Here is a 23,752-nt window from a genome sequence, read left to right on the forward strand (position 1 = left end):
CACAATCCGCTCATACACCAGCTCGTTCGAAACTCCAAATAGTTCCCATCGACCACTGCACGTTCCAATAATTCCGTTCCCTCAAAGGCAATCGCGTGAACATGTCCTCGTTCCGCGCACTGGAGCGCAAGGAAGAGCCTCAACAACACCCAAGGGGGCGGGAGTACGTGCTCCCGCCCCCTTACAGGGTTCGCTTCAGCTGAAGTGACAGGTGTCTTCTCGGCCCAAATCCCCCAAGCAGAGTCGACTGTTCAGATTTCAGTGGGCGGCTTCATAGGCCGCCATGATGGCAGTAGGAATGCGACCGCGATCGCTGACCTCATGGCCCTGAGCGCGTGCCCAGTTGCGAACATCGTTGGTGGAAGGCCCGTCATTGGAACGACGCTGGCTGTTGCGCTTGGAACTCTTGCGAACACGGCGGGCGGAAGCGGTCCAGGGCTCGAGGGCCTGAACCAGCTTCGTGATGTTGGCCTCGCTCAGATCGATTTCGTACTCGACACCATCGAGAGCGAAAGTCACATTGCGGTCCGCGACAGAACCGTCGATATCATCCTTGAGGAAGATCTGGACCTCACGAGCCATGGGAACTCCTGTTCATCTAAAACTTGTACAAGCTCTTTGCTTGCTTGGGACGTCAGTAACAATACATCACTTTCACAAGATTTGAACCTGAATATGAACCGCGATCAATGCGAGGACTCGTCAGGGAATACCACTTACCATGTCTGAGACCTTGACGATTAGGGCCTGATCGTCCTTCGAAGAGTGCCTTGCTGACCTATCGGATGACAAGAAATATTGACCGTTTGGAGGACAAGGCCAATCATGCCGGCGGGCTTCTCTGTGGTACACGATGTTCCTTGATGGGCAGTGCAAGGCATGTCTTTGAGGCTTTCAGAAGGAGGATCTGAGACGATCCGCGCGTGCTGGTCCTGAAGGCCCACTCCCGGGGTTTTGCGTGGTCCGTCTGTCCCCGGGACACGAGAAAATCCCCGTTCGGCTGGCCCTTGTGGGCCACACGAACGGGGATCTGGTGAGGTTGCTCTTCCGTCCCGGCGGGGGGCTGCTCAGGCCTCCTTACGGATGGGCAGCGACTCGTCGTAATGCGCCATGTTGAGCTTGGCGAGGTCCACCATGGTGGGGTGCTCGTCGTCGCTGATCCACAGCTCGATGGCCTTCTCGCCCTTTGCGTAGCGGGGCAGCTCCACGATGTTGCTGGATTCTTCAATCTCCTGACGGGCTTCTTCTTCTGCGGCGAGGCGCTCCTCCAGTTCGGCGATCTTGGCCTCGAGTGCGTCAATGCGAGACTGCCGCTCAGCGACCTCACCGCGCAGCCATGCGGAGTTGCCGCGCATGGTGCTGAGCTCGGAGTTGGCGGCGCCCAGCTGGCGGCGCAGCTTGGCGATCATCGACTTGAGGTTCTGCGCGCGCTCGTTGAAACGGTCGATCATCGCGACGGATTCAGCATGGTGACGCTCGGCCTGCTCGACGCGAATTGCCACTTGACGCTTGATTTCCTCGCGATGCTCTGTTCGTTCGCGCTTCAACTCCATCCAGGCCACGGAGACGGCGGCCACCGCCATCACCAGGGCCACGACGGCACCGGCGCGAACAACCCAGATGCCGCCCAGAAGCGATCCAAGAACCACCAGTGATCCCACGGAGAGGATGCCAATGGCGATGGAACGCTCGGAGGAGGACTTCGCAACGTGACGACCTGACATGCCGACAGATTAAACCAGCCCGGCAGGCCTTTCGACAGCGAAACGCCGAAAATCGAAGTTCTGGACATTCGACATACCCGAAATTTCTCAGGCGGGCTCCGAGATCTCCTGATCCTCTCCGGGGTCGGCATCGTTGCCGTCACCGTCGATCATGCAGGCACGTTCCAGTATCCATCCACCCCATGAACAGAAGGCGGCAGCGCCAATGGTTACGAGGCCGTGCCAGACCCGCGCCGCGGGCACCGCGGCGGCCATGGAAGCCAGCCAGCGGCCCACATAGATGACATGCCCTCCAGCGAGCAGAGCACCAGTGGCGATCAACGATTTCGCCATCACCATGGCCCGAACCGCTTCCAGCGCGGGGACACGGCGCTGCTCCAATCGTTTGGGGAGAGCGCGGGCGTAGACGATGGCCGCTATCGCCAGAAACGTCAGGAGAACCGGCAGGCTCCACGGTGTCACGGGCAGGAAAGCATTCGCGAGATCGAAGACGCTCAGGACCATCCATCCCACGACGGCTCCTGCCAGAACCCCGACAACTATGTGACGCCCGGTGGTCGGCGTCAGCCTCGGTTCCCGTGTCAACGCCGACCGGGATTCGCTATGGCGACGTCATCTCGCTTGATGACACCGGTTCTGTCGACCTGTTTGACAAGGTCCGCTATCGGTCCAGCTCCCACAATTTCACCCATCGGGTCAATGTCGAGCCAGGGAACCAGCACGAAAGCCCTTTCGTGGGCTCGGGGATGGGGAAGTTCTATGTCTTCTTCGCTGCGATGTTTACCGACCACGATGATATCGATGTCCAAGGTGCGCGGCCCGTTGGGAATCGTGCGTTCCCGTCCAAAACTCTCTTCTATGGCGAAGGCCCGATCCAGCAGGGTCATCGGTTCCAAGGTGGATTCCGCCACCACCACGAGGTTCAAGTAGTCATTTTGCTCTGGCCCTTCTCCCACGAAGGGCGTTTGGTAGACGGGGGAAACGTCAACGACAATCAGATCTGGGGTTTCCGCAAGCACGTCAACGGCCTGCGCGAGGATAGTGGGTGAGTCTCCCATGTTGGATCCGAGGGAAAAAACGACCTTGGAGATGGGACGCATGTTTCCCAGGGTGTCGACGTCAATGTCAAAGGGACCGTTGCTCATGGCTGCTCCTGGTGATGGTGACTGACAGATCTGACAATTCGTGAGGTACGGGAGCCTGCGGTTTGTGCACCGTCACACGAACCTGCTGGACCAGCGAATTGGACAGACACCGGTCGGCGATCCTTCCCGCAAGGGTTTCGATGAGCCGGCAGGGCTCGCCCTCAATCTCGGCACGGATCAGGTCGGCGATCCCGACATAGTCAACGGTGTCCGAGATTTCGTCGGACCGAGTCTCCAGCTGTACTCCGAGTTCCACGTCGACGACGAAGAGCTGCCCATTGCGTCGCTCCTCAGGAAACACTCCATGGAAACCTGTCGCGCTCAGACCTGTGATGTTGATGGAATCCACGCCTTCACCTCCTCACGGATCGCATTGAGCCGAGAATACCGGGTCCTGGTATAAGGACGACCCGAAGGAGACCGTCAGCCTGCTGCTCGGTTCCCGAGGCGCTGCCCAACCCGAGCTGCGTCGCGCTGTGCGGTCACCTCGTGGGTGCGCACCGCCCAGATCCCGTGGATGGCGCACCAGGTCGTGACGGCGGCGGTGGCGGCGTCACGGTCCGCCGCCGGCTTGTCGCCCAGCAGCTCACCCAGGAAGCGTTTGCGGCTGACGCCGATCAGCAGCCGGTGTCCCATGGCCTGGAAGATATCCAGACCGCGCAACAGCTGCCAGTTCTGTTCAGAGGTCTTGGCGAACCCGATCCCCGGATCGAGAATGATGCGTTCGGCTGTGATGCCCGCGGCCAGGGCGGCGTCGCGGCGAGCAGCGAGCTCTGCGAGCACATCGGTGACAACGTCGGTGTAGTCGGTGTGCTGCTGCATGACCTCGGAATGGCCACGCCAGTGCATGGCGACGTAGTCGACACCGAGATCCGCGACCACACTCAGCATGTCGGGGTCGGCGAGCCCACCGGAGACGTCGTTGACGATCCGGGCTCCCGCCGCAACCGCGGCCCGGGCGACGGAGGCACGCATGGTGTCCACGGAGCAGGTGATTCCGTGGGCGACCAGGGCCTCGATCACCGGTATCACGCGCTCCATTTCCTCGACCTCTGGAACCCGCGCCGCCCCGGGGCGGGTGGATTCGCCCCCGACATCGATGATCTCCGCCCCCTGAGAGGCCAGGAGTCTGCCGTGGGCGACGGCGGCCTCGGTGTCGGCGCACAGTCCGCCGTCGGAAAACGAGTCGGGGGTGACGTTGAGCACCCCCAACACAATGGTCATGAGATCACCTCGCCATGATCAGGCTCATGGCCTCGGCGCGGGTGGCGGCGTTGCGCAGCTGTCCGCGCACGGCGCTGGTGATGGTCCTGCTGCCCGGCTTGCGCACTCCTCGCATCGTCATACACGTGTGTTCGGCCTCGATCACGACGATCACGCCCTGTGCACCCAGATGGGTGACCAGTGCGTCGGCGACCTGTGTGGTGAGACGTTCCTGCACCTGCGGGCGGCGGGCGTAGAGGTCGACCAGCCGGGCCAGTTTCGACAACCCCGTGACCTGCCCTCCGCCGGGGATGTACCCGACGTGCGCCATCCCGAAGAAGGGCAGCAGGTGGTGTTCGCAGCAGCTCGTCAGCTCGATGTCGCGGACGAGCACGAGTTCCTCGTGATCGATGTCGAAGGTGGTCGACAGCAGCTCGGCGGGGTCCTGCGCCAGTCCGGAGAACAGTTCCTGGTAGGAGCGGGCGACGCGGGCCGGGGTTTCGGCGAGTCCATCGCGATCCGGGTCCTCGCCGACCGCGAGGAGGATCTCGCGAACCGCCGCCTCGATCCGGGGCTGGTCGACCTGGTTCACCTCCGGTCCTCGGGAGCGGGCGGGGCCCAGTTTCCGGGGATGTTGTCGCGGAGCGGGCGGGGCGCGATCGGCCTGGACGGGATCTCCTTGTCAGAGGAAGCGGGGGTTCCCGGCACCTCGACGGGCGGGATGGTGGAGGGCACCCGCAGCTCGGATCCGGTCCAGGCGGGGCGTTTGTCGCGGCGCTTCAGGTTCTTGAACACCTCCGCGACCTCGGCCTTGTTGAGGGTTTCCTTCGCGAACAGCTGCCGGACCAGCTCGTCGAGCACCTCACGGTTCTCGACCAGCACGTCGTAAGCCTCCTGGTGGGCGGCGTTGATGAGTTTGGCTACCTCCTCGTCGATGATCGCCGCGGAGGCCTCCGAGAAGTCCTTCGAGGGCTGCGCCCCGCGCATCCCCATGAACGGCTCGGAATCACCGCCACCGAGTTGGACGGCACCGACACGTTCGCTCATGCCGTACTGGGTGACCATGGCCCGCGCCACCTTCGTGGCCTTCTCGATATCGTTCTGGGCGCCGGTGGTGGGGTCGTGGAAGATCATCTCCTCCGCGGCCCGACCGCCCATCATGTAGGCCATCTGGTCCAGCAACTCGCCGCGAGTGTGGGAGTACTTGTCGTCGTCGGGCATCACCATCGTGTAGCCAAGCGCACGACCACGCGGCAGGATCGTGACCTTCTGGACGGGGTCGTTGCCAGGCATCGCTGCCGCCACCAGGGCATGCCCACCCTCGTGGTAGGCGGTAATGAGACGTTCACGGTCGTTCATCAGGCGGGTGCGCTTCTGGGGTCCCGCGATGACCCGGTCGATGGCCTCGTCGAGCTGCGGCTGGCCGATCTCGTTCAGGTTCATACGCGCCGCGAGCAGCGCGGCCTCGTTGAGGACATTGGCTAGGTCGGCACCGGAGAAACCGGGGGTGCGCCTGGCCACGGAATCGAGGTCGATGTCCTTGGCGAGGGGCTTGCCAACGGCGTGCACCTGGAGGATGTGGGAGCGACCAGTCAGGTCGGGAGCCTCGACGGAGATCTGGCGGTCGAAACGACCTGGGCGTAGCAACGCCGGGTCGAGCACATCGGGACGGTTCGTCGCGGCGATCAGGATCACCCCGCCACGCACGTCAAAGCCGTCCATCTCGACCAGCAGCTGGTTGAGAGTCTGTTCGCGTTCGTCGTGGCCACCGCCCATACCGGCGCCACGGTGGCGACCGACGGCATCAATCTCATCGATGAAGACGATGGCGGGCGCGGCTTCCTTGGCCTGCTCGAACAGGTCACGGACCCTGCTGGCACCGACGCCGACGAACATCTCGACAAAATCGGATCCGGAAATGGAGAAGAACGGCACCCCAGCTTCCCCCGCGACGGCGCGCGCCAAGAGGGTCTTGCCGGTCCCGGGAGGACCATAGAGCAGCACGCCCTTGGGGATCTTCGCTCCGAGTTTCTGGAATTTCGCGGGTTCGGCGAGGAATTCCTTGATCTCCTGAAGCTCCTCGACGGCCTCGTCAACGCCAGCAACATCGGCGAAGGTGGTTTTGGGCATGTCCTTGCTGGCCAGCTTCGCCTTCGATTTGCCGAAACTGAGTGGACTGCCCGAGCCACCTCCGTTGACCATGCGCATCACCACGAAGAAACCGATGACGAGAAGCAGGAAGGGCAGGCCCGTGTAGAGCAGTGAGGTGAACAGGTTAGCGGTGGGATGTTGGGTCGTCCAGCGATCGAGCGTTCCGGCGGTGGCACGCTGCTGGAGGATCTCCACGAAACCATCGACCTGGCGTCCCACCCAGCTAGACTGGATGCGCTGGCCTGCCTCCGTGGTGATCCGGATGACCTGGTCGCCGTCGTTGAGGACAACATCACTGAGCTTCTCGTCGCTCTTCAAGACGCTCATGATCTGGTCCATCGAGACTTCCCGGACTCCGAGCAGCCCGTTGAAGAACTGCATGACCAGCGTCCCGAGAAGGATGATGACAACAACCCAGGTGACCCAACTCATCGGGTTCTTCATGATTTTCTGCAACGGCGGGGTCCCCTAGAAGAAGATGTATGTGAGCAATGGAAGGCTACCAGCGCCCACCAAGAGGACAGTAATGCCGCATCCGGTGACCGGCGATCCTTGGTCGCTCCGGGGAATGCCGCCATCGCCTCGTTCTCCTCCGGCCAGTTTCCCCGCCCGTCGCCAGACGTGTCGGCCCTCACCCGGCACCACCGGGGCAACGAGAAGCGGCGACGCACGAGAGCATCAGTGCCCGGTGTGACACCATGATCTATTCTTGGACAACGTTGTTCAAGAACAGATCGCCGGCAGCCCACGACCGCATCAGACAGTCAGGAAGAACCATGACCACAGCCCTCGTCGCCGGAGCCACGGGGTATCTCGGACGCTTCATCGTCGCCGAACTGCACCACCGCGGCCACAGGGTGCGTGCGATCACCCGCAGCCGCGAGCGGGCCGTCTCCCCGGGCCCTTGGGATTCCCCCTCATTGGATGGACTCGTCGACGACTGGGCCGTCGGGGAGGTCACGGACCCGGGTTTCACCGCCGATGTCGCCCACGGGGTGGACGAGGTCGTCTCCGCCCTGGGAGTCACCACGCAGAAGGCCAACCCATGGGACATCGACCACAGGGCCAACCTCGCCATCCTGCGCTCCGCCGAGAGACACGGCGCCACCTGCTTCTGCTACGTCAACGTCATGGGGGGCGAGCGCTGCCCTGCGCAGCTGACCCGGGCGAAAACCGCCTTCGTCCGGCAGCTGACCTCATCGCCGATCCCGAGCCAGATCATCAACCCTTCCGGATATTTCTCCGACATGACCCAGATCCTCCGGATGGCCAGGAAGGGGCGCGTTTTCCTCCTCCGCCCGGAGATCCGCGTCAACCCCATCCACGGTGCCAACCTCGCGGAGTTCTGCATCAATCGTCTGATCGACGGCGAGAAAGGAACCTGGGACGTGGGCGGGCCGGAGGTTCTCACGTGGCGGGAGCTCACCGACTGCGCCTTCCGTGCAATCGGCCGGCCTGCGAAGGTCTCGGCTCTTCCACCCGCCGTCCTGACCCCGCTCATCACGATCCTCCGGCTCTTCAACCCCCGGCGGGCGGACATGATGCGTTTCCTCTCGTGGAGCATGCTCCACGACTGCGTGGGGACCCCCGTCGGAACACACCGCCTGTTCGATTTCTACGAACACCACGCCACGGATGAAAGCTGAGGGGTCCCGCAGAGGCCGCGGGCTAGACACCGGACTGTGAGCACACAGCCCGACCCCCAGGCTTCACGACGACGCCCGGACAATGCTGGCGTGACGGGTACCAGGGACCCACCTGGTCATCGAGCCCGCTGGGGAGAACAATTTCGGCGCGAGGGGACCAAGTGCGGACGTGAGGGCGAGAACACCGGGTCACGGAGATCGCGGCCACAACCAGTGACCACCAGAAGAACAGCAATGTCACATTGTGGTTCCCAGGCACGTCCCATGAGCATGAACACAATTGACGCAATCATCATCGGTGGTGGATATGGCGGAGTTATGGCTGCGAACAGGCTCGCCGCCAAAGGCCGCAGGGTCCATCTCGTCAACGACGGCCCCACATTCGTCAACAGGGTCCGGCTACACCAGCACGCCGCCACCGGGTACGGGGTGACGCGCCCGCTCGGCGAGATGCTGTTCCCCGAGGTCGGGTTGAACACGCAACGGGCGGTCCGGGTCTCGGCGGGAGGGGCGGTCCTGGCGGACGGAACGGAACTGGAGGCACCTCATGTCGTGATCGCCACCGGTAGCACCGGCGACGGCCCCGCAACCCTGGCAGGGGCCGATGCCCTGCGCACGGCCCTTTCCGCGCTCCCCGCCGGGGCACGGGTCCGGGTGGACGGCGCCGGTCTGAGCGGCATCGAGACCGCGACGGAGATCGCCGAGGCGATGCCGCACCTGAAGATGTCCCTGACCGATCCCGCCGGGCTGTTTCCCTGCGGCTCGGAGGAAGACAGGAAGTGGCTCGCGAACCAGCTTCCCCGGCTCGGCGTGGTCTGGGACGACGGCCCGGCCGACCTGACGGTCGACTGCACCGGGCTGTCCGCGCCGGATCTCGCCTCCCGGTCCGGGATGCCCGTGGATGAACGGGGCAGGCTCGTCGTGGACCGGACCCTTCAGGTGGCCCCCGGGGTCTGGGGACTGGGCGATGCCGTCATCTCGCCGCAGCTGCCCCACCTGAGAATGGGGTGCGCGACCGCTCTTCCGATGGGCGCCCACGTCGCGGACAACGTCCATCGGGCGCTGGCGGGAGAAGTCGCCACTGGTTTTGATTTCGGTTTCTCGTTCCGCTGCGTCAGTCTCGGACGCAGGAACGGCCTGATCGAATTCGTGAACCGTTGCGACGTCCCCACCGGTCGACGCCTGACCGGACGGATCGGGGCCTTCCTCAAGGAGAGGATCTGTCGCCTGGTGATCAACGCGCCTCACCGCTCGGCAGCAGGTTACCGTTGGCTCGGGAGGGAACGATGAGCACGAACGAGTATCTACGACATCGCGGGCTGGTGCTGCGCATCGCCTACGACATCACCGGTTCCCTCTCCGAGGCCGAGGACATCGCCCAGGAAACATGGCTGCGCTGGCACCGCGCAGCAGAGGAGACGGGTGTGACACGACCGAAGGCCTATCTGGCCCGAGTCGCCACGAACCTGGCACTCGATACCCTGAGGCGACGCGACTACCCCGGTCGTTTCCTACCGGAACCCGTACCGGAGGACGATGCGACCGACTCGGAACTGCTGGTGGCGGAAGAGGTGTCGCTGGCGCTGGCGCTGGTGTTGCAGTCGATGTCACCGCTGGAACGCACCGCCTTCGTCCTGCACGACGTTTTCAGTTTCTCCCACGAGGAGGTCGCGGAGTTCTTGGGACGCTCCCCCTCCTCCGTACGGCAACTGGCGAGTCGCGCCCGCCGCCACATCGAGGCAGGACGTTCTCGTTTCGACGTGGACGCTGAAAAGCACCACCGGTTGACCGAGGTATTCCTGACCGCATGCCGGGCAGGTGATCTCGAGTCGTTGAAGAACCTCCTGGCGGAGGACGTGACCGTCTTCTCCGACGGTGGCGGCCGGGCCACAGTGGCGGTGCGTCCCATCGTCGGAGCCGACAAGGTGGCTCGTTTCTTCCTGGGCCTGACCAGCAAGATGACGGAAACGACCACCATCGAGCTGACCAGTCTCAACTCAACCCCAGCCTGGATCGCCCGGCAGGACGGGCGAGTTGACCACATCGGATGGCCGATGGTCGCCCGGGACGGCATCTCGGTCTTCTACATCGTGCGGAATCCGGCGAAACTAATTGCTCTCCAGCGTTCTCAGGAGTAGACGTGGGGAGCCAGAACCGCCAGGTCACGGAGGTTGCGGTAGCGGCCTGCGTAGTCGAGGCCATAGCCGACGACGAACTCGTTGGGAATGTCGAAGCCGACGTACTTGACGGGCACATCCATCCGCGCCGCAGCAGGTTTGCGGAACATCGTCATGATCTCGAGGCTGGCGGGTTTGCGGCTGGCCAGGTTCGAGATCAGATAGCTCAGCGTCAGACCGGTGTCGATGATGTCCTCGACCACCAGGACGTGGCGTCCCTCGATGTCGACACCGAGATCCTTCAGGATGCGCACCACGCCACTGGACTGAGTGCCGGAGCCATAGGAGGAGATGGCCATCCAGTCCATCTCCACATGGCTCTTCATGGCGCGCTGCAAGTCGGAGACCACCATGATCGCCCCATTGAGCACCCCCACGATCAGGAGCTCCCGACCTTCGTAGTCGGCGTCAATCCGGGCGGCAAGCTCAGCGACGCGCGCCGCGATCTGGTCGCTGGTGTAGAGAACTTCGGACAGGTCGGAGATCACATCGGCTGCATCCACCCTTGTCACCCTAGAACCACCCACTCCCCGGTGCCGTCTTCTTGGTTGGCGAGTCGGCGACTTGGGTCCGAAACGCCCACTCGACCGACTTTGCCCGCTTACGATCAAGCCATGCGACTCCTCCTGATCCGTCACGGCGAAACCCAGGCGAACGCCGACCACCGGCTTGACACCGCCTACCCGGGCTACCGGTTGACCAATCACGGCCTGACTCAGGCCGCCTCATTGCCGGGGCGGCTTGCCGACGAACCGATCGAGGCGGTCTACGCTTCCCCACTGACACGCGCACAGCAGACGGCCACTCCCCTCGCCGAATCGCTGGGGTTAGAGGTGCAGATCCTCGACGGGGTGCAGGAGATCTCGGCGGGCGTGGAGGAGCTCAATCACGACTGGCGGGCCTATGTGGCGGAGCTGCACGCCTGGTCCTCCGAGAACATGGACTCCTGCCTGGAGGGCGGCGAGACGGCACGGCAGTTCATGTCCCGTTTCACCGCGGCCATCTCCAGGGTGGAGTCGGCCGGCCACGACTGCGCCGCGGTCGTCAGCCACGGGGCGGCGCTTCGGGTGTGGACGCTGGCCCAGGACCCCGGTTTCGGCCTGAAGAAGGCACCGCCACTCAGCAACACCCAGTGGATCGTGATGAACGGTTCCTGCCAGGAGGGCTGGAGCATCGAGCGCTGGGGCGACGCCGTGGCCTGACCCAGGCAGAGGATTCCACCAGCGAGAAAGTCGCCGGACTCAACGTTCCTCGGGGATCACGGGCCCCTGGGTGGTGCCCGGAGTCCCGTCGCCGCGCTCCCAGCGGACCACCATGCCCTGCTTGGCACCGAACCGGGCCAGGTGAACACCCACGACCTCCTCCAACCGCTCGAGGTGCTCCTCGGTCGTGGACAGGCGCAGCACCAGGGCGTCGCCGTCGCAGGAGAGTTCGACGATGCCGGTGGTCGGGCCCTCACGGTTGAATTCCAGGGAACCGGTCGCGCCCTCCTCGTCCCAGACGGCGGTAATCTTGCGTCCCATGTGCCCGGCCAACTGCTTGCCGTAGCGGGCAGGGCGTTCCGTCAGCACCCGCGCGCTCGAGGTGCGGGAAAAGGCATGCGTTTCTAAGGTGCTCATGGGACCATCCTTACCCACCCACCCAACGGACACCAGCCCCGACACCGCGAGGAGAGCGCTGAATAATCTCTGCACTCCAATCCCGGACCCACAACCCCACCTTTGGTAGGACCAATGCGTCCAAACCTTGTCCGGCGGGCACCTTTCAGCCGAAACGAATCAACCCCGAGGTCATTTGTTCGCCCGAGCTGGGCTAGGGTTGGGATGTCGAGGACTACCAGTCTCGAAACCAGGCAGCCATTTCCCCGCGATGGCTTGTCAGAAGGATTTGGACGGAGAGCGATGAGCACAGAATCAACGAGCGCGGCCGAGATCAGTCTCGCCGCCGACTTCGCCACTCCCAGCCTTGCCGACTGGGAGAAAGAGGTGCTGAAGGTACTCAACCGGAAGCGCCCCGAGGGCAAAGAACTTAACATCGAGCAGGCATACAAGCGCCTGACGAGCCACACTGTCGATGGGCTCGTGATCAAGCCGCTGTACACCATTGACGACGGCGTCGAGGAGCTTGGTTTCCCCGGAGTGGCCCCATTCACGCGCGGCACCATGGTCCGCGCGGGAGAGATGGATGAGGGCTGGTTTAGCGCTCAGCTCGTCGAGGAACCCGACCCGGCTGAGGCCCGCAAGGCTGTCGACACCGACCTGGAGCGCGGCACCTCCGCGGTCTGGGTACGCGTGGATCCCGATGCAGTCCCCGCCGACAAGCTGGCCGAGGTCCTGAGTGATGTCCTGTTCGACCTCGCCCCCACCCACGTTTCCTCCAACACCGACGAGCTGGCTGCCGCCGAGGCACTGGCCGCAGCTTTCACCGCGTCCGGCAAGGAGAACATCCGTGGCAGCCTCGGCGTTGACCCGATCGGTTTCGCCGCTCTGAACGGCACCACCCCTGACCTGTCGGTGATCGCGAAGGCCGTGGAGCTGGCCAAGCCCTTCCCGGGTGTGCGTCCCATCGTCGTGGATGCCTCCCGCTACGACTCCATGGGCGCCGGTGACGTCGCCCAGTTGGCCTACGCGCTGGCCACAGGCGTCGAGTACGTGCGTGCCCTCACCGATCTCGGTCTGAGCGCCAACGAAGCTTTCGACAGCATCCTGTTCAGGGTTTCGGCGAACACCAACCAGTTCGTCACCATCTCCCGACTGCGCGCGCTGCGCACCCTGTGGAACCGGGTCGGCGAGGTACTCGGGGTGACCCCGGAAAAGCGTGGAGCGGTGCAGCACGCCGTCACCTCGCTGCGGGAGATCACCCGCGACGACGCCTACGTCAACGTGCTGCGTGGCACCATCTCGGCCTTCGCGGCGGCCATCGGCCAGGCGGAGACCATCACGGTGCTGCCGCTGGACACCGCGATCGGTCTTCCCGACGTCCTGACCCGACGCATCGCCCGCAACACCCAGGTGGTGCTGGCCGAGGAGTCGAACATCGGTCGCGTCAACGACCCAGCCGGTGGCGCCTGGTTCGTCGAGTCCATGACCAAGCAGCTCTGCGAGAAGGCCTGGGAGCTGTTCGGTCAGCTCGATGAGAAGGGCATGGCGGCAGCCATCGTCGATGGCACCATCGCTGCCCAGCTCAAGGAGATCAACGAGGCCCGCGCCAAGCTGCTCGCCACCCGCAAGCTGCCACTGACGGGCGTCTCGATGTTCCCGAACCACCTCGAGAAGGCCCTCGAACGCACCCCGCGCCCCGAAGCCCCGAAGCTCGGCGGCATCCCGTTCGTGCGCGACAGCCAGGTCTTCGAGGATCTGCGGGACCGTTCCAAAGCCGCTAAGAAGACCCCAACAGTGCTGCTGGCCTGCCTCGGCACCCGGCGCGACTTCGGTGGCCGCGAGGGCTTCACCTCGAACCTGTACCACGTGGGTGGCATCAACACCGTGATCGCGGAGGGCACCGATCCGGAGGTGTTCGTCAAAGCCATGAAGGATGCGGACACCACCATCGCAATCCTGTGCTCCAGCGCGAAGGTCTACGCCGCCCACGGCCTGGCCGTCGCGAAGGCTCTCAAGGAGGCGGGCGCCCAGGAGGTGCGGGTCGCCGGGCAGCTGAAGGAACTCGGAGGCGACGAGGCCGAGGTGAACGCTGTGATTGACGGCAACGTCTTCGACGGAATGAACGTGGTGGAGCTGCTGACCTCCACCCTGGACAAGCTGGAGGCCTGAGCAATGACCACGATTCCCCGTTTCGGCTCGGTCGACCTGAACGGCGACGGTATCCCCACCGACGCCAAGACGCAGTTCGACGACCATTTCCACCAGGTCGGTCACTCCGCCGGCTGGCAGACCCCAGAGCACATCCTGGTGCCGCCGCTGTTCGGCAGCGGCGACCTGGAGGGCCTGGACTTCCTCGCCACCCGCCCCGGCATCGCCCCCTACCTGCGTGGCCCCTACGCGACGATGTACGTGAACCAGCCGTGGACGATCCGCCAGTACGCGGGTTTCTCCACCGCCGAGGAGTCGAACGCCTTCTACCGCCGCAACCTCGCTGCCGGCCAGAAGGGTCTGTCGATCGCCTTCGACCTGGCCACCCACCGCGGCTACGACTCCGACCACCCGCGCGTGGCCGGTGACGTCGGCATGGCCGGTGTGGCCGTCGACTCCATCCTGGACATGCGGCAGCTGTTCGACGGCATCCCGCTGGACCAGATGTCGGTGTCGATGACCATGAACGGCGCGGTGCTTCCGGTGTTGGCGCTTTATGTCGTCGCCGCTGAGGAGCAGGGCGTCAAGCCCGAACAGCTGGCCGGAACCATTCAGAACGACATTCTGAAGGAGTTCATGGTCCGCAACACCTACATCTACCCGCCGCAGCCGTCGATGAAGATCATCGCCGACATCTTCGCCTTCACCAGCGCGAACATGCCGCGGTTCAACTCCATCTCCATCTCCGGCTATCACATGCAGGAAGCCGGCGCGACCGCCGACATCGAGATGGCCTACACCCTGGCCGACGGCGTCGAGTACATCCGCGCCGGCGAGTCGGTGGGCCTGACGGTCGACGCGTTCGCTCCGCGGCTGTCGTTCTTCTGGGCGATCGGCATGAACTTCTTCATGGAGGTCGCGAAGATGCGCGCCGCCCGCATGCTGTGGGCACGTCTGGTGCGCGGCTTCAACCCGAAGAACCCGAAGTCGATGAGCCTGCGCACGCACTCGCAGACCTCCGGCTGGTCGCTGACCGCACAGGACGTCTACAACAACGTGGTGCGCACCTGCATCGAGGCCATGGCCGCGACCCAGGGCCACACGCAGTCGCTGCACACCAACGCTCTCGACGAGGCCATCGCGTTGCCGACGGACTTCTCCGCCCGCATCGCCCGCAACACCCAGCTGTTCATCCAGCAGGAGTCGAAGACCTGCCAGACGGTGGATCCGTGGGCCGGTTCGGCGTATGTGGAGAAGCTCACCGATCAGCTAGCCCGCAAAGGCTGGGAGCGCATCCAGGAGGTCGAGCAGGCCGGCGGCATGGCCAAGGCCATCGAGCAGGGCATCCCGAAGATGCGCATCGAGGAGGCCGCGGCCCGCACCCAGGCCCGTATCGACTCGGGCCGCCAGCCCGTGATCGGCGTCAACAAGTTCACCCTCGACCACGAGGACGAGCTGGAGGTGCTGAAGGTCGACAACCGCGCGGTCCGTGAGCAGCAGATCGCGAAGCTGGAGCGGCTGCGCGCCGAACGCGACGAGGCAGTCACCCAGCAGATGCTGGAGCGCGTCACCTGGGCGGCGGGGAACCCGGATCCGACGGACCCGGACCGCAACCTGCTGAAGGTCGCGATCGACGCGGCCCGCGCGAAGGCCTCCGTCGGCGAGATCTCCGACGCACTGGAGAAGGTCTACGGGCGCTACACCGCACAGATCCGTACCATTTCTGGTGTGTACAACAAGGAATCCGGTTCCTCCGAAGCGGTTGCAAAGGCCCGTAAGCTCGTCGAGGAGTTCGAGCAGGAAGAGGGACGTCGTCCCCGTATCCTGATCGCGAAGATGGGCCAGGACGGTCACGACCGCGGCCAGAAGGTCATCGCCACGGCCTACGCCGATCTCGGCATGGACGTCGACGTCGGCCCCCTGTTCCAGACCCCCGAGGAAGCCGCGCGGCAGGCCGTCGAGTCCGACGTGCACGTCGTGGGCGCCTCCTCCCTGGCGGCCGGTCACCTCACCCTGGTGCCCGAGCTGCGCAAGGAGCTGGACAAGCTGGGGCGGCAGGACATCATGGTCGTGGTCGGCGGCGTGATCCCGAGCCAGGACTTCCAGGAGCTGCGCGAGAACGGCGCGGACGCGATCTACCCGCCGGGCACCAACATCCCGGAGGCCGCGATCGACCTCCTCGAGGTCCTCAACAAGCGCCTCCACGGCGACAAGTGATCCCGTAACCAAGAGCGGTCCGTCCCTTTCCCGGGGCGGGCCGCTTCGCGTACTCACCGCATCATCCCCCGACCCGATTCCGCAGGAACAACCTCCTCGCTCAATCCTGGGGATACAGATCACGGATACGCAGTTTTTCAGTTCGTCGCGCGCTCGTAGCGGGTCGCCTGGATTCCCCGTGCCCCTCTCATGGCGACCCGGCCCGACCCTTGCAGACGACGCAGCGCAAACCGGAGCTGGCCTTAACCGGTTTCCCGCTTCAACTCGGTCATCGTCCTGGGCTGTGTGAGAGCCGCGAGCACTGCTGAACCGTGACGGGTGATTCCCTCTTTCCCGCCCTCCGCAGTTGCCGTCGCCGGGCCGGGGCCCGGCCGGCCAAGCTGTCCCTCGGAGACTCCCCACAGACCTCCCGGGTTCGTCACCACGAGCCGGTCAGTCATCAAGCGGATCTCGACGCGTTTTGAGCCCGTTATGGGGTCGAGGTTCCGATGAGCCAGGGCATTGGCGATTATCTCCCTGACAGCGCGCATCAGCAGTTCGGGCTGGTCGACGCCGTGACCTCGTTCGTCATATCCCATGGTGGATCGGGTGTTTCGTTCCACCCACTCCATGGTGTCGGCAAGCAGATCGGGAATCGAACCGACGAAGTGAACCAGGTCCCGGGTCCGTGCCCCACCGCTCCTGTCCGCGAGTTGCACGGCGGCGGTGACTCCCAGGCTCGGTGACCAGGACTGTGGCGCGTTTCCCAGCGCATACAGCCCAGCCAACTTCCCACGTAGGATCCGGGGCGACGCCGAGGAGCCGCTGCAGTTGCCCCAGCGCATCCTCGGCCACCTCCAGCCGGGGCAGGCAGGCGGCAAGAAGTCCGGGGCGCAGCAGGCCGCGATGGAACTCGAAGGCCCCTCCCGACCGGGCCAGGGCGGCGCGGGCCTCCTGGGTGACGGGCACCCCCGCGTCAAGCAGCATCCGGGCGATCGCGAGGGTGGTGGGAAGGTCTCTCATCGCTCCGGTGAGGCATTCCACCAGGGGCGATGGGGAAGCACCGCTCGGGTCGGGATCGGCACCGAGATCCAGCAGCGTCGCCACCACCTCGGGACGCCGCTCCCGGCAGGCAATGGCGAGCGGATTGCCATCCCCTTCCCTGTTGATGTCGGCCCCCAGCTCCACCAGTTCGCGAAGACGTGTGGTGGCACCGGCCACGATCGCCTCGTGGAATGCGCTGGTTGGTTGTTCGTGGCACCTGTCGAGGTCGGCGCCCCGGGTCTCCACCAGCCACCGGAAAACCTCCAGCGGGGTTTCGGGAACCATGTGGGCCTCGGTCCGGGAACCCCACAGGGTTGCATCGACGTTGCGTACCCGGAGAATCCGCTTCAGCTCCTCTGCGCTCCTGGTGCGGCACAGCACAACCCAGTCGTCGGGCAGCAGCGAGGGCTTGTGCCCCAACGTCGACCCCGGTTCGGGTGCGTGTCGGAGGATGCGCAGGTACAACGCGATGTCCTCCGGGATCTCGTCCGCGACCTCCTCGCCGCGACGATGGTCGTCCCAGTCCCGGAGTACCACCTTGACCCAGGCCGCCCGGCCACCGGCTCGTTCCATCCCCGGATGCACCGCCCCGGTGATCTTGAACTGCGCCATCGCCATGGCCATCATCCGGGTCGCCAGCTCCCGCAACCCAGCCTGCCCGGTCTCGTCAGCATTCAGCCAAGCCTGGATGTTCCCATCGGAACCCAGCCACACCTCCCGGGGAACACCGGATGCAGTGCCGGTTTCGTCCCGGAGCCCGGAGAGGTCGTCACCACCGCCATCGGTGTACCAGGCCTCCACGCGCCGCAACATCCCGATGCCCTCCGGACTCCCGAACGGCGAACGCGGATCGGTGATGTCGTGGTACCAGGCGGGCACCGTAGCGGCGAAGACCGGGTGGCTGGTGGTGGGCGACGGCACCCCGCCGGGAAGATCGAACCAGTGTGTGACGGCCATGCTTGAGCCTAGAGCTTGCGCAGTTATCCTCGACGCATGATGACCGGAGGCATCACGCCACGTCGCACGGGATTCTTCGATAGCCTCGACGCGAAGAGGCTTTGTGCTGATGGCGAGAAGATTCCCGGGGAAGGTCGTAACGATGCCGTCTCAAGCGACCCAGCCAGCCGTATAGTGGATTTGGTCGATTCACAAGAGGGGGAAAACTATCAATGGTTGTCGTCGGTCTCGTGCTCGCCGGAATCGCAGCGCTCATACACGTGTTCATCTTCTATCTCGAATCGATCGCATGGACGGGAGAACGCGCCCGAAAAATCTTCGGCACCGGGACCGTCGAGCGGGCCGAGGCGCAACAAGAACTCGCCTTCAACCAGGGTTTCTACAACCTTTTCCTGGCCGTCGTGACGGGCCTTGGCATCGTTGTCCACACCGCAGGGCAGCACGTGGTGGGTGAGACGTTGGTGTTCACGGGAGCCGGATCGATGGTGGCGGCCAGCCTCGTCCTTCTGCTGTCCAGCCCTGACAAGGCATCCGCCGCACTCAAGCAGGGTGTGATCCCAGCCCTCGGCGTGATCGCGCTGCTGATCGGCCTGATCACCTCCTGACGAGGATCGCGGACTTTCTCAACCGGTACAGGTAGATCAGGAGCACCACCAGCGACTCCGCAATGGGAAGAAGCCCATAGTGTCCCAGGTTCAGCTCGACACCAACCCCGGACATCAAGCGGACGACATCACCGAACACCGAGAGGGGCAGCCTGGCAAACCAGCCGAAGCCGGGCACATCCCCCAGCAGCAGGGCGAGGGCGGGCTGCACCACCGCCAGGGCCGGCATCAAACAGTTGATCAGCATCAGTTTCCCGGTGCGCAGCCCCGGCAGAGCGCGAATGAGATGCAGGAAGAGCCACATGCCGACGCAGTAGAGCCCCAGCATGGGAACCACCTGCGCCAAGGACATGCCGCCAGAGAAGGGCACCACGCAGAGCATGGCCGCGACCACCAGCCCCGCCGGCACCAGTACCACCGCCCAGATCTGCTGGTCGGTGAGCCCTCTCCTGGGCCTTCGCGGGGATGTGGCGAGCCACCGACCATAGCCACCGGTCAGCAGGCAGCTCAGCAGCGGGGCCGTCACCTGGTCCAGACCGAATTCGCCCGGATTGCCGAACCAGCCGTCTTCCGTGACGTTCACGAGCCCCAACGCCATCTGCCATCCGCTGGTCGCAAACCCCGCCAGCAGGGCCAGCACCTGCAGCGACCCCACCGTCGCCCACCGGAATCCCGGGAGACGCTGAAAACGTCGCGCCAATACCAGCGTGACTGTCATCCCGAACGCATAGAAGACCAGCGGCAGCAGCGCCTGCGGGGTGAACAACACCCGCGGATCCCATCCGTCCACGGCTTCCCGGCCCGCCGGTTCCCTCGGCTCGACGTCCCACCACGCGACGAGTTCCGGCACCATGGGCACCCACCGCCACAGCTGCCACGTCACGGCGCAGCCCATCAGGATCCACACCAGCCGACGAACTTCGCGCTGGCGAAGCGTTCTGCCCATCACACCTCTGGAAGCTCTGCCCAATCGAGGAAGATGTCCAGGGCCTCGGTGAGGCTTTTGGGGCCGCAGAATGCCTCGAATCGACGCCGCACAACCGTTTCGCCGGTGTCCACGGCTCGGGCGTAGATCCAGTCGTCATTGAGGCGCTCCACGACGAAGTCCTCGAACGGGGCGTGCTCCAGGTCGGTTCCCGTCAGATCCACCTCGACCTTCCAGCCCGGATTGTCGAGAGTTTCCACCGTGATCCCGCGGTCGCTTTCCCAGGTCCCGTCGCACTGTGCCATGTACCAGTCCTGAACACGTTCCAGAGCGTTCACGATTCTTCCCCCACACGGTCCGGGACATCCCGGTGCGCTCCCGCCCCCATCACAATGACCTGCATGCCGCCCCCGCGCCTCCTTCGCCCCGCTCACCCGGCGGGGTCGTCCGTTTCATATTCATGTTGTGTTTCCTGCTCAGCTGAAACCGGCCATAGTTTCACAGACCTTCCCCCGGGATGGGAAAAATCGACAGACTCCATTGAGAGGTTCGGCAATCGGTCCTACAGCTCACCGAAGGGTACCGGTCTTCGGCAGCTCCGGGCGGACCGGGTGCCGGTTAATGGGCGGTGAGGTACTGCTCCGCCAGGGCTTGCCGGACTGCTGGGATTGCCTCGGCTGCGATCTCCTCCACCGGGACCTCCAGCAACCGGGCGACGGCGGCGATGGTCTGCCCGACGGTGAGGTCGCCGTCGAGGGCTCCCAGCACCGCGCCTGTGACGGTGCTCAGGCGCATTCCGCGCAGCAGACCGGTGCGTTGCCGCAGCACCAGGTGTTCGGGGTCGGCGGCCCCAGGCTGGCCGGTGGTCTCCGCGACCACTCCGGTCAGGCGCGGGGTCAGCGACAGCAGGTCGGCGGTATCGAGGCGGGCGGCGTCGACGGCACGGGCGTGGGCGGCGAACACCTCCCCGACCGGCTGGGCGACGGCGTGCGGCCACGACTCGCACCGGATCTCAGGAATCTCGCGGCCCGCATTGGTGAGCAGGATCCAGCCCATGCCGACCTCGTCGATGCCGATGTGGTCGAAGTAGGCCAGCCATTCGCGGTAGGTAGGTTCCCATTCGGGACGTCCCGTCAGGCCCGCGTCGGTCAGCCACATCTCGATGTAGGCGAACCGGTCGAGGCGTTCGCGTTCGATGGCGAACAGATCACAGCCGGAGCCCTTGACCCACGAGGCGAGCCGTTCCTCCCACGGCTCCTGGGTGACGGCCCAGTTCGTCAGCAGCTGAAGGCTGCCTCCCGGCGTCAGGTGGGCGGGGGCGTCGCGGACGACGGCCTCCACCAGGCCGTCGGCGGTGAAGGTGGATTCGCGGTAGGTGAGGCGTTGACCGCCGGGTGGGCTCATCACGTAGGGCGGGTTGGAGACGATCAGGTCGAACCGCTCCCCCGCGACCGGTTCGTACAGCGACCCTTCCCGGAAGTCGACATCCATGCCGCTCAGCGCCGCACCGAGGCGTGCGAGCCGCAGGGCGCGCGGGTTGAGGTCGGTGGCGACCACCCGGTCGGCGTGGCGGGACAGGTGGTAGCTCTGCACCCCGCATCCTGTACCGAGGTCGAGGGCTTGCCCAACGTGGCCGCGCATAGTGATCTCCGCGAGAGTCAGGGATGCGGGTGAGGCCCCCAGCACGTAGTCGGGCCGGGTCGGTTCCACGATCCCGTCGAGCCCGGGGGTGAGGTCGCTGACCAGCCACCCGGAGGCGCCGTCGTCGGGTGAGGCGTAGGGCCGCAGTTCGACCACGGCCCGCGCGGACCCCCCATCCACGGCGATGATCCCCTGCGCCACCACGTCGAGGAAACACCCACCAAAGGCGCGTTCCGCGACCCCAGAGGGCACCTGCTGCCTCAGCAGGAACATCCGGATCAGTGTCGCGAGGGGGTCGTCCGCCCCGGTCAGGGCGACGTCGGCGGGTAGGGTGCAGTTGCGGTGCAACCCGGCCTGCCCAGCCTCCCCGATGCGTTCCAGCACGGAATCGGTGGTGTAGTCGATCTCGATCAGCCGGTCGCGCAGCCGGGAAATGTCCATGCCGACACCATAGAACCCCCACATGGGTGTTCGTGGCATTCGCGGACCACAGGAAACAGCCCAGGGTTTCCCCGGTCGCGCAGTTTCCGGACGCGGAACGAGACGTTTCCGCGTCGCGTGGCCCAGGTCATGAGCCGTGCGAATCAGTGGGCCGTCGCGAGGATCTTGCCGGCGCGGTTGATCACGACGATCTCCACTTCCACCGGCACCTCGCCGAGGACCGCCAGTGCCTCGGTGCGCGCCGAGTCGGCGATCAGCTGCGGCAGGTCAATGCCGTCCTCGCCGGCAAGGGTGACGGCGTGGGCGACGGTGGCGACCTCCCCGATCGCATCGGCCAGTTCCGGTGACGCGCCGGCTCCCTCCGCCAGGTGGCGCAGGTGACCGGGTTGGATGCGGGTGCGATGGGAGTGCAGATCGAGGTAGCCCGCCGCCAGTTTGGAGAGTTTCGCAACCCCCCCGACGATCGTGAGCTTGGGCAGTGGATGCTTGCGCAGGTATTTCAGGACGGCGCCGACGAAGTCGCCCATATCGAGCAGTTCGATGCCCGGATACAGCTCCTCGGCGACCCGTTCCGACGTCGATCCGGTGCAGGCGGCTGCGTGCGTCGCGCCGGTTGCGATGGCGACGTCGATGCCGCGATGGATCGACGCGATCCACGCCGAGCACGAGTAGGGCACGACGACACCGGTGGTGCCGAGGACACTTAACCCCCCGATCACACCGATGCGCGAGTTCCAGGTCTTCTCGGCAATGCGCGCGCCGTCATCGATCGAGACGGTCACGCGCACGTCGGGTGCGACCCCGAGGCGCTCTGCCGCGGCGGTGATGTTGGTGGTGATGTATTCGCGGGGTTTCGGGTTGATGGCCGGCTCCCCCACCGGCAGCGGCAGTCCCGGCAGAGTGACGGTACCGATGCCCTCACCGCCCGCGAAGCTCACGCCACCACCGGATTCGCCGGGTTCAACGACCACCCGCACGATCGCGCCATGGGTGACGTCGGGGTCGTCGCCGGCGTCCTTCGTGATCGCCGCCATCGCCTGCCTGGGCTGCAGCCGCGACTGGGTCAGGGCGAACGTGACCTCGCGACCGCCGGGCAGAACGATCCCGACCGGGTCGGGAAACTCGCCCGTGTGAAGAGCGATGAAGGCGCTGGTGGCGGCCGCGCAGGCGCAGGCCCCCGTCGTCCAGCCGGGTCTCAGCTTCGACGACTCCAGCTGCGCCTTCCGGCCGCGGGGGCGCAGCGCGTCCCGCCCCTCCGCTGCCAGGGTGGGATCGGCGTCAGCGGTCATTCGTGGTCTCGGCTCGACTGGCCATCGCGTTCATCGCGGCGACCGCCATCGCGGAGCCGCCACGGCGACCGAGAACCGTGATGTACTCGACACCGCTGTCGTCGGCGACCAGCGCGTCCTTCGATTCCGCGGCGCCCACGAAACCGACGGGGATTCCGACGATCGCCGCGGGCCTGGCGCCGGTCTCGTGCATCACCTCGAGCACCCGGAACAGCGCGGTCGGAGCATTACCCATGGCGATGACCGCGCCGTCGAGCAGGCCGTCCTCCTGCCACAGGTCGACGGCGGCGGCGGCTTTGGTGCAGTCCTTCGCCTCCGCGATCGCGGGGAGGCGGGGGTCCTTGATGTGGCAGATGATCCGGGTGTGTTCGGGCAGGCGGCTTCGGATGATGCCGGTCGCGACCATCGACGAGTCGCACAGGATCGGCGCCCCGGCCTCGAGGGCCGCGAGAGTGGCGGCGGCGACCCCCGGAGTGAAGGCGATCAGGTCGGCGATGGCCGGATCGGCCGCGGCATGGATCATCCGCACCACCACGGGCTCGATGTAGTCGGGGAAACGCCCCAGATTCGACTCCTCCCGGATGATCTCGAACGAGCGGGCGTAGATCGGGCTACCGGTCCTGATGTAGTCATGGCTCACACCTCAAGACTAGAGCAGCCGTCACCGCCCTCTGGGCAGCCAGCCCGCCCCGTCCGGGGCGCATCCCGATCAAACCGGAGGGGGGACTCGGCGCCAGAAATGCCTGGGCTAGGCTGTCTGGCGAAAGTTGACCATTCAGCTTGCCGACAACGACGAAGTCCGGCGCACATCCAGTAGCGGTGTCACCACTGTTGACCGCATCGCACACGGGAGCCAGAC

General features: G+C 65.3%; 23 protein-coding genes and 1 pseudogene. 7 read left to right on the top strand and 17 right to left on the bottom strand.

Annotation, left to right across the window (positions count from 1 at the left end):
• Window positions 1–258: 258 nt before the first annotated feature.
• From V7R84_RS07235 to ftsH, 8 genes and pseudogenes are all read right to left on the bottom strand, one after another.
• Window positions 259–582, bottom strand: coding sequence for an Lsr2 family protein (locus V7R84_RS07235; RefSeq protein ID WP_338573560.1), 324 nt, complete (start codon window positions 580–582; stop codon window positions 259–261).
• A gap of 485 nt (window positions 583–1,067) precedes the next feature.
• A complete protein-coding gene (locus V7R84_RS07240) occupies window positions 1,068–1,724 on the bottom strand; it encodes a hypothetical protein (protein ID WP_338573563.1) in 657 nt (218 codons plus the stop codon).
• An 87-nt stretch (window positions 1,725–1,811) separates the two neighbouring features.
• Window positions 1,812–2,309 carry a DUF3180 domain-containing protein gene (locus tag V7R84_RS07245; protein ID WP_338573565.1) on the bottom strand — a complete coding sequence of 166 codons (498 nt, stop codon included), beginning with the start codon at window positions 2,307–2,309 and terminating at the stop codon, window positions 1,812–1,814.
• Window positions 2,306–2,869 carry a 2-amino-4-hydroxy-6-hydroxymethyldihydropteridine diphosphokinase gene (gene folK / locus V7R84_RS07250; RefSeq protein ID WP_338573568.1) on the bottom strand — a complete coding sequence of 188 codons (564 nt, stop codon included), beginning with the start codon at window positions 2,867–2,869 and terminating at the stop codon, window positions 2,306–2,308. Before folK ends, V7R84_RS07245 begins: the two co-directional genes overlap by 4 nt.
• Window positions 2,850–3,218 (bottom strand): dihydroneopterin aldolase, encoded by a 369-nt coding sequence (folB, locus tag V7R84_RS07255; RefSeq protein WP_338573571.1) that lies wholly within the window; start codon window positions 3,216–3,218, stop codon window positions 2,850–2,852. Before folB ends, folK begins: the two co-directional genes overlap by 20 nt.
• Window positions 3,219–3,292: 74 nt before the next feature.
• The gene (gene folP, locus V7R84_RS07260; protein WP_338573573.1) at window positions 3,293–4,093 is read right to left on the bottom strand and encodes a dihydropteroate synthase; all 801 of its coding nucleotides are present in this window, start codon (window positions 4,091–4,093) and stop codon (window positions 3,293–3,295) included.
• Window positions 4,094–4,097: 4 nt separating this feature from the next.
• Window positions 4,098–4,664, bottom strand: coding sequence for a GTP cyclohydrolase I FolE (folE, locus tag V7R84_RS07265; RefSeq protein ID WP_338573574.1), 567 nt, complete (start codon window positions 4,662–4,664; stop codon window positions 4,098–4,100).
• Window positions 4,552–6,667, bottom strand: a pseudogene (ftsH, locus tag V7R84_RS07270) (ATP-dependent zinc metalloprotease FtsH); the annotation flags it as partial. The pseudogene ftsH and the gene folE, both read right to left, overlap by 113 nt.
• Window positions 6,668–6,999: 332 nt before the next feature.
• On the opposite strand from ftsH, the gene V7R84_RS07275 reads away from it, so the two are divergent.
• From V7R84_RS07275 to sigJ, 3 genes are all read left to right on the top strand, one after another.
• Window positions 7,000–7,869 carry an NAD(P)H-binding protein gene (locus tag V7R84_RS07275; RefSeq protein ID WP_338573576.1) on the top strand — a complete coding sequence of 290 codons (870 nt, stop codon included), beginning with the start codon at window positions 7,000–7,002 and terminating at the stop codon, window positions 7,867–7,869.
• Window positions 7,870–8,133: 264 nt separating this feature from the next.
• Complete coding sequence (locus V7R84_RS07280; protein WP_338573577.1) at window positions 8,134–9,159, top strand: FAD-dependent oxidoreductase; 1,026 nt, start codon at window positions 8,134–8,136, stop codon at window positions 9,157–9,159.
• Window positions 9,156–10,007, top strand: coding sequence for an RNA polymerase sigma factor SigJ (gene sigJ / locus V7R84_RS07285; protein WP_338573580.1), 852 nt, complete (start codon window positions 9,156–9,158; stop codon window positions 10,005–10,007). The genes V7R84_RS07280 and sigJ overlap by 4 nt, the downstream gene beginning before the upstream one ends.
• Here sigJ and hpt read toward each other — a convergent pair.
• A complete protein-coding gene (gene hpt, locus V7R84_RS07290) occupies window positions 9,998–10,549 on the bottom strand; it encodes a hypoxanthine phosphoribosyltransferase (protein ID WP_338573582.1) in 552 nt (183 codons plus the stop codon). The genes sigJ and hpt overlap by 10 nt on opposite strands.
• Before the next feature lie 111 nt (window positions 10,550–10,660).
• Between hpt and V7R84_RS07295 the strand changes: the two genes are divergently transcribed.
• A complete protein-coding gene (locus tag V7R84_RS07295; protein WP_338573585.1) occupies window positions 10,661–11,248 on the top strand; it encodes a histidine phosphatase family protein in 588 nt (195 codons plus the stop codon).
• A 39-nt stretch (window positions 11,249–11,287) separates the two neighbouring features.
• On the opposite strand, the gene V7R84_RS07300 is transcribed toward V7R84_RS07295, so the two are convergent.
• Window positions 11,288–11,665, bottom strand: coding sequence for a DUF2218 domain-containing protein (locus V7R84_RS07300; protein ID WP_338573586.1), 378 nt, complete (start codon window positions 11,663–11,665; stop codon window positions 11,288–11,290).
• Window positions 11,666–11,947: 282 nt separating this feature from the next.
• Between V7R84_RS07300 and mutA the strand changes: the two genes are divergently transcribed.
• Window positions 11,948–13,816, top strand: a complete 1,869-nt coding sequence (gene mutA / locus V7R84_RS07305) for a methylmalonyl-CoA mutase small subunit (RefSeq protein WP_338573587.1) — start codon at window positions 11,948–11,950, stop codon at window positions 13,814–13,816.
• A gap of 3 nt (window positions 13,817–13,819) precedes the next feature.
• Complete coding sequence (scpA, locus tag V7R84_RS07310; RefSeq protein WP_338573589.1) at window positions 13,820–16,012, top strand: methylmalonyl-CoA mutase; 2,193 nt, start codon at window positions 13,820–13,822, stop codon at window positions 16,010–16,012.
• 242 nt (window positions 16,013–16,254) lie between these two features.
• Here the strand turns inward: scpA and V7R84_RS07315 are convergent, their stop codons facing one another.
• Together V7R84_RS07315 and V7R84_RS07320 are read right to left on the bottom strand one after the other, a co-directional pair.
• Window positions 16,255–16,614, bottom strand: coding sequence for a hypothetical protein (locus tag V7R84_RS07315; protein ID WP_338573592.1), 360 nt, complete (start codon window positions 16,612–16,614; stop codon window positions 16,255–16,257).
• The gene (locus V7R84_RS07320; protein WP_338573593.1) at window positions 16,580–17,992 is read right to left on the bottom strand and encodes an ankyrin repeat domain-containing protein; all 1,413 of its coding nucleotides are present in this window, start codon (window positions 17,990–17,992) and stop codon (window positions 16,580–16,582) included. Before V7R84_RS07320 ends, V7R84_RS07315 begins: the two co-directional genes overlap by 35 nt.
• A gap of 212 nt (window positions 17,993–18,204) precedes the next feature.
• Here V7R84_RS07320 and V7R84_RS07325 point away from each other — a divergent pair, with 212 nt between their 5' ends.
• Window positions 18,205–18,597 (top strand): DUF1304 domain-containing protein, encoded by a 393-nt coding sequence (locus V7R84_RS07325; RefSeq protein WP_338573595.1) that lies wholly within the window; start codon window positions 18,205–18,207, stop codon window positions 18,595–18,597.
• Here the strand turns inward: V7R84_RS07325 and V7R84_RS07330 are convergent.
• The 5 genes from V7R84_RS07330 to V7R84_RS07350 all read right to left on the bottom strand — a co-directional run bounded on the left by V7R84_RS07330 (window position 18,587) and on the right by V7R84_RS07350 (window position 23,533).
• Window positions 18,587–19,543, bottom strand: a complete 957-nt coding sequence (locus V7R84_RS07330) for a hypothetical protein (protein ID WP_338573597.1) — start codon at window positions 19,541–19,543, stop codon at window positions 18,587–18,589. The two genes, V7R84_RS07325 and V7R84_RS07330, sit on opposite strands and share 11 nt — an antisense overlap.
• Complete coding sequence (locus V7R84_RS07335; RefSeq protein WP_338573598.1) at window positions 19,543–19,860, bottom strand: immunity 53 family protein; 318 nt, start codon at window positions 19,858–19,860, stop codon at window positions 19,543–19,545. Before V7R84_RS07335 ends, V7R84_RS07330 begins: the two co-directional genes overlap by 1 nt.
• Window positions 19,861–20,140: 280 nt before the next feature.
• Window positions 20,141–21,604: a methyltransferase gene (locus V7R84_RS07340; RefSeq protein ID WP_338573601.1), complete on the bottom strand. Its 1,464-nt coding sequence runs from the start codon at window positions 21,602–21,604 to the stop codon at window positions 20,141–20,143.
• A 143-nt stretch (window positions 21,605–21,747) separates the two neighbouring features.
• Window positions 21,748–22,893, bottom strand: a complete 1,146-nt coding sequence (locus V7R84_RS07345; protein ID WP_338573603.1) for a cobalt-precorrin-5B (C(1))-methyltransferase — start codon at window positions 22,891–22,893, stop codon at window positions 21,748–21,750.
• Entirely contained in the window at window positions 22,883–23,533 is a 651-nt protein-coding gene (locus V7R84_RS07350; RefSeq protein ID WP_338573605.1) for a precorrin-8X methylmutase, read from the bottom strand. The genes V7R84_RS07345 and V7R84_RS07350 overlap by 11 nt, the downstream gene beginning before the upstream one ends.
• Window positions 23,534–23,752: the final 219 nt, after the last annotated feature.

The organism is Arachnia propionica (assembly GCF_037055325.1).
In the GTDB taxonomy this organism is placed as follows: domain Bacteria; phylum Actinomycetota; class Actinomycetes; order Propionibacteriales; family Propionibacteriaceae; genus Arachnia.